The following is a 7,192-nucleotide window of genomic DNA, read 5'->3' on the forward strand; positions in this document are numbered from 1 at the left end:
AAGACCTCTTCAGACATGAAAGGCTTCGATGACCCGTCTCTGGTTAATCTTGCTGTCCCTGCTGTCGAACGCGCTCGGGCTGATGCTGCCGTTGGCGCTGATTCAGGTGTACGACCGCATTCTGGCCAACCACGCGATCGGTACGGCGCTGGTGCTGTTCGCCGCGGTTCTTGTCGCAATCGTGCTCGACGGCGTGACGCGGTTTGCGCGGACTTCGGTCTTTGGCAGGCTTGGTGCCGCCGCGGAGTTCGATCTGTCGATGCAGGTCGCCAGACGGGTTCTGTCGATGAACCGGACCGAGCTCAAGCGATTTGGCGGTGGCCGTGTCGAGGAGCTTTTCGCCTCGATTTCGACATCGCGGGACGCCCTGATCGGCCAGTCGCTGATCGCCGTTTTCGACGCGCCCTTTGCGATCGTGTTTCTCGTGCTGGTCTGGTTCCTGGGCGGGCCGGTGGTCCTGGCGCCGATCGCGGTCGTGGTCGTGGTGGGGAGTCTTGCCTTTGTCTGCGCGGCATTCAACCGCAGCGCGAATCACGCCTTGTTCGAGGCGCGGTCGTCACAGAAGACACTCATGATGAAGGGGTTGTCACACCTGGAGTTCCTGCGCTCGCGAGGACTGGCAGGCGACTTCATGTTCGGGCTCAGGCGGACCGATCTGGCGGCGGCAGCGGCGTCGGAACGCGCCGAGCGCGCGACGGGCACATTGATGGATTTCACGCAGATCGCGGGTCTTGCGTCCTCCGTCGCGATTCTGGGCGCCGGAGCCTTGCGGGCGCTGGAAGGCGAAATGACCAGCGGCGCCATCGCGGCGAGCCTGATCCTGGGTCAGAGGGCGGCCTCCGGACTTTTGGGGCTTTTCTCCGCCTTCGCGCGGCGGCAGACGGCTGGTGCCGCTTACCGGGAACTCCGCCGGCATCTCGACGGTCAGGGCGAGCGCGACATGTCGGCTGCCCGGGTGGACGGACCGCTCGGCGTGCACTGGTCGCCGTCGCCCGGTGAGGAATGGGCCATTGCGCCGGGCAGTGTCGCCGTGATCGAGTTCGACTCCGTCCGAGAGGCCAATGCCGCTTTTGACACATTCCGCGATGTTCTGTCTGAGGATGCCGCTCAAGGGGCAAAGGCGCCGCTTCACCTGACAACGCGAAACGGGCAGCAGATTGACGACGCGGCCGGCTCGATCGCGTTCTGCGGCGCAATGCCTGTTCTGTTCCGCGGAACGATCCTCGACAACCTGAGCCGGTTCGAGGCGGAAAATATCGACCGGGCGATATCGACGGCACGCGCCCTTGGGCTCGACGAAGCCTTGGGGCGCCTCGCGGATGGCTACCAGACATCGGTGGGGCAGGGCCTGACCGAGCCGCTTTCCAGCGGCACGATCAAGCGCATCGGACTGGTCCGCGCCTTGGCGCCGAACCCGGGCCTCGTGGTCCTGAATCATCCGACCCATACGTTGGACAAGGCGGGGCTGGATCGGTTTGTGGCGCTCTTGTCCGACATGAAGGGTCAGACGACCGTGATCCTGCTCTGCGTCGAGGGCGCTCTTGCCGACATCCCCCGCGGGGCCGAGCGGCTGAGAGTCACGCGTGGCGCCAAGGGAGATCTGGCCGCATGAACACCGCAGTTCGCCGCCGCGAGACACCGCAGCTCCGCGAGGCCGCCGCAGCCGGGACTGCGCCGCGACCCTCCGCGCCGCTGGATGACCTTCTCCTCCAGATGCTGCGGGCGATGGGGTGGCGCCGCTCGGACGCGGTCTTCGCCAGTGCGCTTCCGGATGGCGGTCTGGTCTTTCTCGACGACGCGGCAGTCGTGCTGGCGCTGCTGGAATATTCCTCGACCGTCGAACCGGGCGTTCCCCAAGGTTGGCGGGACGGTCTGGACGGCGCCCTGATCACCCTGTCGAAGGATGGCCCTTGTGGCCTTGTCAGGATCAACGGTGTCGAAACGCCGCTTGTGGGGTCGCAGTCCGATGCCGGTCGTGTGCGCCGGGCCATAACCTCCGCCAACCGCATCCTCTATGTCCGACATCTTGGCGTGACCGATACGACCGTGCTGCAGACGCAGGTGTTCCGGCGGCAGATCCGGCGCACATTGCGGGCGGGGTTCGGCCTGTCTTTCCTGATCAACGCCTTTGCCGTGCTCATACCGATCTTTTCGACGGCCGTGTTTGACCGGGTGATCGGCGGGCATGCGCCGCGATCGCTGCTGCCCCTGATTTCCGGGGCGGCTGTCGTCGTCGTGTGCCTTGTGCTTCTGCGCTGGGTCCGCACACGACTTCTGGCCGGGCAGTACGCGAGACTTGCGGCCATGCTGGGAATGACAGCGCGGTTCAGGCTTCTGCGCAGTCCCCTCGGCAGTCTGCATCGGCAATCGACCGAGCGATTGGATGCCCGGGTCGAAAGCGTCCGCCGTGCGGCCAGTCTGTTCTCTTCGGCCAATGCGCCAGCGGTGTTCGATGCCCCGTTCATCGTGATCTCGATCGTTGTCATCGGCTTCATCGGCGGCATCCTCGTCGTTGTCCCCGCAGTCTATCTTCTGATCTTCCTCGCCCTGGCCGTGGTCCTGTCGCACAGGCTCAGCCAGTCGGACCCCGAACTTGCCCGCGCCGGGCAGGAGCGGGTGAGCCTGCTGCGCGAACTCAGCAATGATGCGGCGGAAATCCGGGACACCGGCATGTCGCCGGTCTGGCTGACGCGCTTTGCCGACATTGCAAGACTGTCGGCGCGGGGTGCCCACGTCAGCGCGGTGCGTCAGGCAGGGTTGCAGTCGGTCGGCACCATCCTCGGGACCGGGGCAGCTCTTGCGACCCTCGCCGTCGGGGTAGACCTCGCCATCAGCGGCGTCATCACCTCGGGAGCGCTTGTCGGAACGATGTTGCTGACCTGGCGCGTGACGGGGCCCGCACAGGCGCTTTTCTTGGGGCTTCCGCGGATCCGGGCCGCCATGACGGCGATCCAGCAACTTGAACAATCCCTGTCCATCCCGACGATGACAGGACCCGCTGTCGCGCTTGAACAGATGCCAGTCGAGCCGCCTGCGGTCGAATGTGCCGCCTGCTACTATCGCTATGAGGGCCAGGTCGATGCCGCTCTGGCCTCGGTGTCGTTCAAAGTGCTTCCGGGGACCGTGAACGTGATCCTCGGCCCGAACGGCGCAGGCAAGACCACGCTTCTGAGGCTGCTGGTGGGCGCACTGACACCTCAATCCGGTTCGGTTCTCATCAATGGCGTGACCTTGCGCCAGATGGACCCGGACGAGGTGGCGCTCAACAGTCTCGCCCTTCCGGCGCTTGGCGCTTTTGGGATGCCGGAGGGGCATGTCGGCCCCGGATCGCCGGGGCGCTGGGACCCCGCAGGCATGATCGATACGGTGGTCAACTCCGTTCTGGCGTCTGAGGATGCCGAAGCGGGTCCTGCGCGCTACCCTGATGGGTCGGCGCGGGTCCCGCGCTACATATTGCTGGACGACCCGGTTGCCTCGGCTGATGCGGAAACGCGCGACCAGTTCCTCGCCTATCTGGCCGCAGTCCGTGGCGAAGCGACGGTGTTCTTCGCCACGCATGACACATCGCTGGTCACGGCGGCCGACAACGCCCTCGTCCTGAACCGCGGCGCCATCGCCTATTTCGGTCCGGTCGAGCGAGGTGCCACGAGCCCGCAGCCGTTAAGGAAGGTCCCTGACTTATGACACGCACATCGAGCAATCCGCCGCACGAGGCGTTCGAGATCAACGACGGTGCGGTGGTGCGGCTGGCAAACGGCGCCGCGTTCGTCGCCATGATCTGCTTCGCCATCGTGATTGCGTGGATGGTGGTGACACCGGTCGACGAGGTCGCCAAGGCGCACGGCGCCGTGGAACCGGTCAGCCAGGTACAGCGGCTGCAAAGCGAATTCGGCGGTGCGATCGCGCGGATCGCGGTGAGCAAGGGTGATCGTGTCGAGGCGGGCGACCTGATCGCGGTGTTCGATACGTCCGAGACGGCGTCCGAACTGCGACAGCTCCGCTCCGAGCAATTGTCGCTCCTGCTCGAACGGGAACGTACCCTGGCCGTGGTGGAAAACCGCGACCCTGATTTCAGGGCGGTGGCGGGGCAGGTGATGAGCGGCGGCTCCGACGCCCATGGCGACGACGGATCCCTCCCCACCTCCGCGTTGTCCGACACTTTCGTGCAGGACTTGATCGACCGTGCCACCGCAGCCTACCACTCGCGGCAGGCCTTCATCGTCAGTGCCCGGCAGGTCGTGCTGCGGCAGATCGAGGAGAAGCAGGCAGAGATCGACGGCCTTGAGGCCGAACGCCCCGCGCTGGAGCGCCAGTTGTCCGTCGCGCGCGAACAGGCGGATATGCTTGACGATCTGGCGTCCCGGCAATTGGCTCAGCGGTCGGTGCTGGCAGATGCCGTGGAACGGCAGGCCAGCTACGAATACCAGCTGGCGACCCTGTCCGGGCGGCGGGCCGTTCTGGGCGCCGCGCTTTCGGAATACAAGCAGCGCTTGGCAGAGATCGACCTGGACGAAGCCCTGAGGGCGCGCGAGCGCATCACCGAAATCAACCGCTCGGTGTCGGACGCGTCGGAGCGGATCGTCCGCATGGAGCGCCGCCTGACGGGGGCGCAGCTGCGTTCCCCGATTTCTGGCATCATCCAGTCCATCCCGGAAACCGCGCAGGGTCGCTACATCGAACCGGGCGGGCTGGTCTCCGAGATCGTGCCGAGCAACGTCGCCCTGCGCTTTTCCGCCCGGCTGGAACCGCGCAACGCCGGCTTTGTCACCGCAGGCCAGCCCGTCGTGCTGAAGATCGATGCCTACGATTTCAGCCGCTACGGATCGCTTGATGCCCGGGTGGCCCAGGTCTCGCCGACGACCATCGCCGCCCCCAACGGGTCGTCGTACTACGAGGTGCTCATCGATGTGGATACACCCTATTTTCTGAACGATCCTGAACGGTACGCGCTGCTGCCCGGCATGACGGGCGAGGCGGATATCATCACCGGCAACAAGACGGTGTTCGAATATGTCTGGAAGCCAGTGTTCACCAATCTTGACCTGGCGATGACGGAACGCTGAGGAGGCGACGATGGCAGGGAAAACATCCGGCACGCCTGAAGATCTCGGCAAGCCCGCCGACACGTCAGCCGTTCGGCCCGAGGAGGTGAAGGACCCTCGCCGGATCCAGTCCGAAGAAGGCTTCGGCTGGGCCTCCGAGACGCCACAGACAGAAGGCGCAATGCCGGTCGCGGACGAGCCTTCCGCCGCCAGGGGGCCACGTCAGGACATGCCGGCCCCCGCGCGCCCGGTCGGGCCCGCGGCAGAGAGCCATAGGCCCGGGGCGGCACCTCCGCCAGATTCCGACGGGCGAGCAGGAACCGTGGCGCCCCATGCTCCGGTCCAGCCAACCGCGCACCTCGAAAGCCTGACACCCGCGCGGCATGTCGAAACAACCGGTCCGGTCCCCGTCGGAAAGGGCGAATACGGGCCCCCCCAGTCGATCCCTCCCGTCGGGCCGGGTGCCCCCGATATGCCCCCGCCGACGTTTGGCACTGACCGGTCGCCGGGGCTGGTGCCCGGTCATGTGGTCGAACCGCCTCTGCGGGGACCGGACGTGCCTCCGCCGACGCTTGGCAATGACCGGACGCCGGGGCTGGTGCCCGGGCACCTGGTCGAACCTTCACTGCGGGGATCGGATGTGCCGCCGCCGACGCTGGGCAATGACCGGACACCGGGGCTGGTGCCCGGGCACCTGGTCGAACCTTCACTGCGGGGGCCGGATGTGCCTCCGCCGACGCTGGGCAATGACCGGATTCCGGGAATTGTGCCCGGGCACTTGGTCGAACCGTCACTGCGCGGGCCGGACGTGCCGCCGCCGACGCTGGGCAATGACCGGACGCCGGGGCTGGTGCCCGGGCACATGGTCGAACCGTCACTGAGAGGACCGGATGTGCCGCCGCCGACGCTGGGCAATGACCGGATTCCGGGGCTGGTGCCTGGTCACCTGGTCGAACCGTCGCTGCGGGGGCCGGACGTGCCGCCGCCGACCCTCGGCAACGACCGGACGCCGGGAATTGTGCCCGGTCACCTGGTCGAACCTTCACTGCGGGGGCCGGATGTGCCGCCGCCGACCCTCGGCAATGACCGGACGCCGGGACTGGTGCCTGGGCACATGGTCGAACCGTCGCTGAGAGGACCGGATGTGCCGCCGCCGACCCTCGGCAACGACCGGACGCCGGGAATTGTGCCTGGGCACATGGTCGAACCGTCGCTGAGAGGACCGGATGTGCCGCCGCCGACCCTCGGCAATGACCGGATTCCGGGAATTGTGCCTGGTCACCTGGTCGAACCGTCACTGCGGGGGCCGGACGTGCCTCCGCCGACGCTGGGCAATGACCGGATTCCGGGGGTGGTACCCGGGCACCTGGTCGAACCGTCGCTGCGGGGGCCGGACGTGCCGCCGCCGACGCTGGGCAATGACCGGACGCCGGGGCTGGTGCCTGGTCACCTGGTCGAACCGTCGCTGCGGGGGCCGGACGTGCCGCCGCCAACCCTCGGCAACGACCGGACGCCGGGAATTGTGCCTGGTCACCTGGTCGAACCGTCACTGCGGGGACCGGACGTGCCACCGCCGACGCTGGGCAATGACCGGATTCCGGATCTTTTCCCGAATCGAGTCGCGGTGATTGGCGGCGTGGACACGGGGCAGGTGACCGAGGATGTGGGGGTGACGGGCGGTCATCTGACTGCGGACGGGCAGCTGACGGTGACGGACGGTGACCCGGGCGAGGCGGCCTTCGTGCCGGTGACCGGTGCTGCGGGGGCCTACGGGACGTTCACGCTGGATGCGCAGGGTCACTGGAGCTACACGGCGGACAATGCGCAGGCGGCGATCCAGGGGCTGAACCCCTCCAGCCCGCCGCTGACGGACCGGCTGACGGTGACGAGCCTGGACGGCACGACCCATGACATCACGGTGACGATCAACGGCACCGATGACAAGCCGGTGGTGACGAGCGGGCCGAACCCGCGGGTCGGCGGGACAGGCGAGGTGACCGAGGACGGCCCGGCGGCCTTTGCGGCGGGCGGCACGGTGACCGTCGGCAACGTGCATCACACAGGGCACGAGATGACGGCCAGCGGCACGCTGACGGCAACCGACGTGGACGACGTGCAGGGCGATCTGAGCTGGCACCTCGTCGGCAGCG

4 protein-coding genes are annotated in these 7,192 nt (G+C 67.2%); all 4 read left to right on the forward strand.

From position 1 onward, the window contains the following. Positions 1-28: 28 nt before the first annotated feature. Complete coding sequence (locus AC1DVR_RS20055) at positions 29-1,612, forward strand: ABC transporter transmembrane domain-containing protein (protein WP_478002376.1); 1,584 nt, start codon at positions 29-31, stop codon at positions 1,610-1,612. After that, entirely contained in the window at positions 1,609-3,684 is a 2,076-nt protein-coding gene (locus AC1DVR_RS20060; RefSeq protein WP_478002377.1) for an ATP-binding cassette domain-containing protein, read from the forward strand. The genes AC1DVR_RS20055 and AC1DVR_RS20060 overlap by 4 nt, the downstream gene beginning before the upstream one ends. Further along, positions 3,681-5,063 carry an HlyD family type I secretion periplasmic adaptor subunit gene (locus tag AC1DVR_RS20065; RefSeq protein ID WP_478002378.1) on the forward strand — a complete coding sequence of 461 codons (1,383 nt, stop codon included), beginning with the start codon at positions 3,681-3,683 and terminating at the stop codon, positions 5,061-5,063. The genes AC1DVR_RS20060 and AC1DVR_RS20065 overlap by 4 nt, the downstream gene beginning before the upstream one ends. A gap of 535 nt (positions 5,064-5,598) precedes the next feature. Continuing rightward, positions 5,599-7,192 (forward strand): VCBS domain-containing protein (locus AC1DVR_RS20070; RefSeq protein WP_478002379.1); only part of this gene is annotated, 1,594 nt, incomplete at its 3' end.

This window comes from Rhodobacter sp. P2_H5, assembly GCF_056403335.1.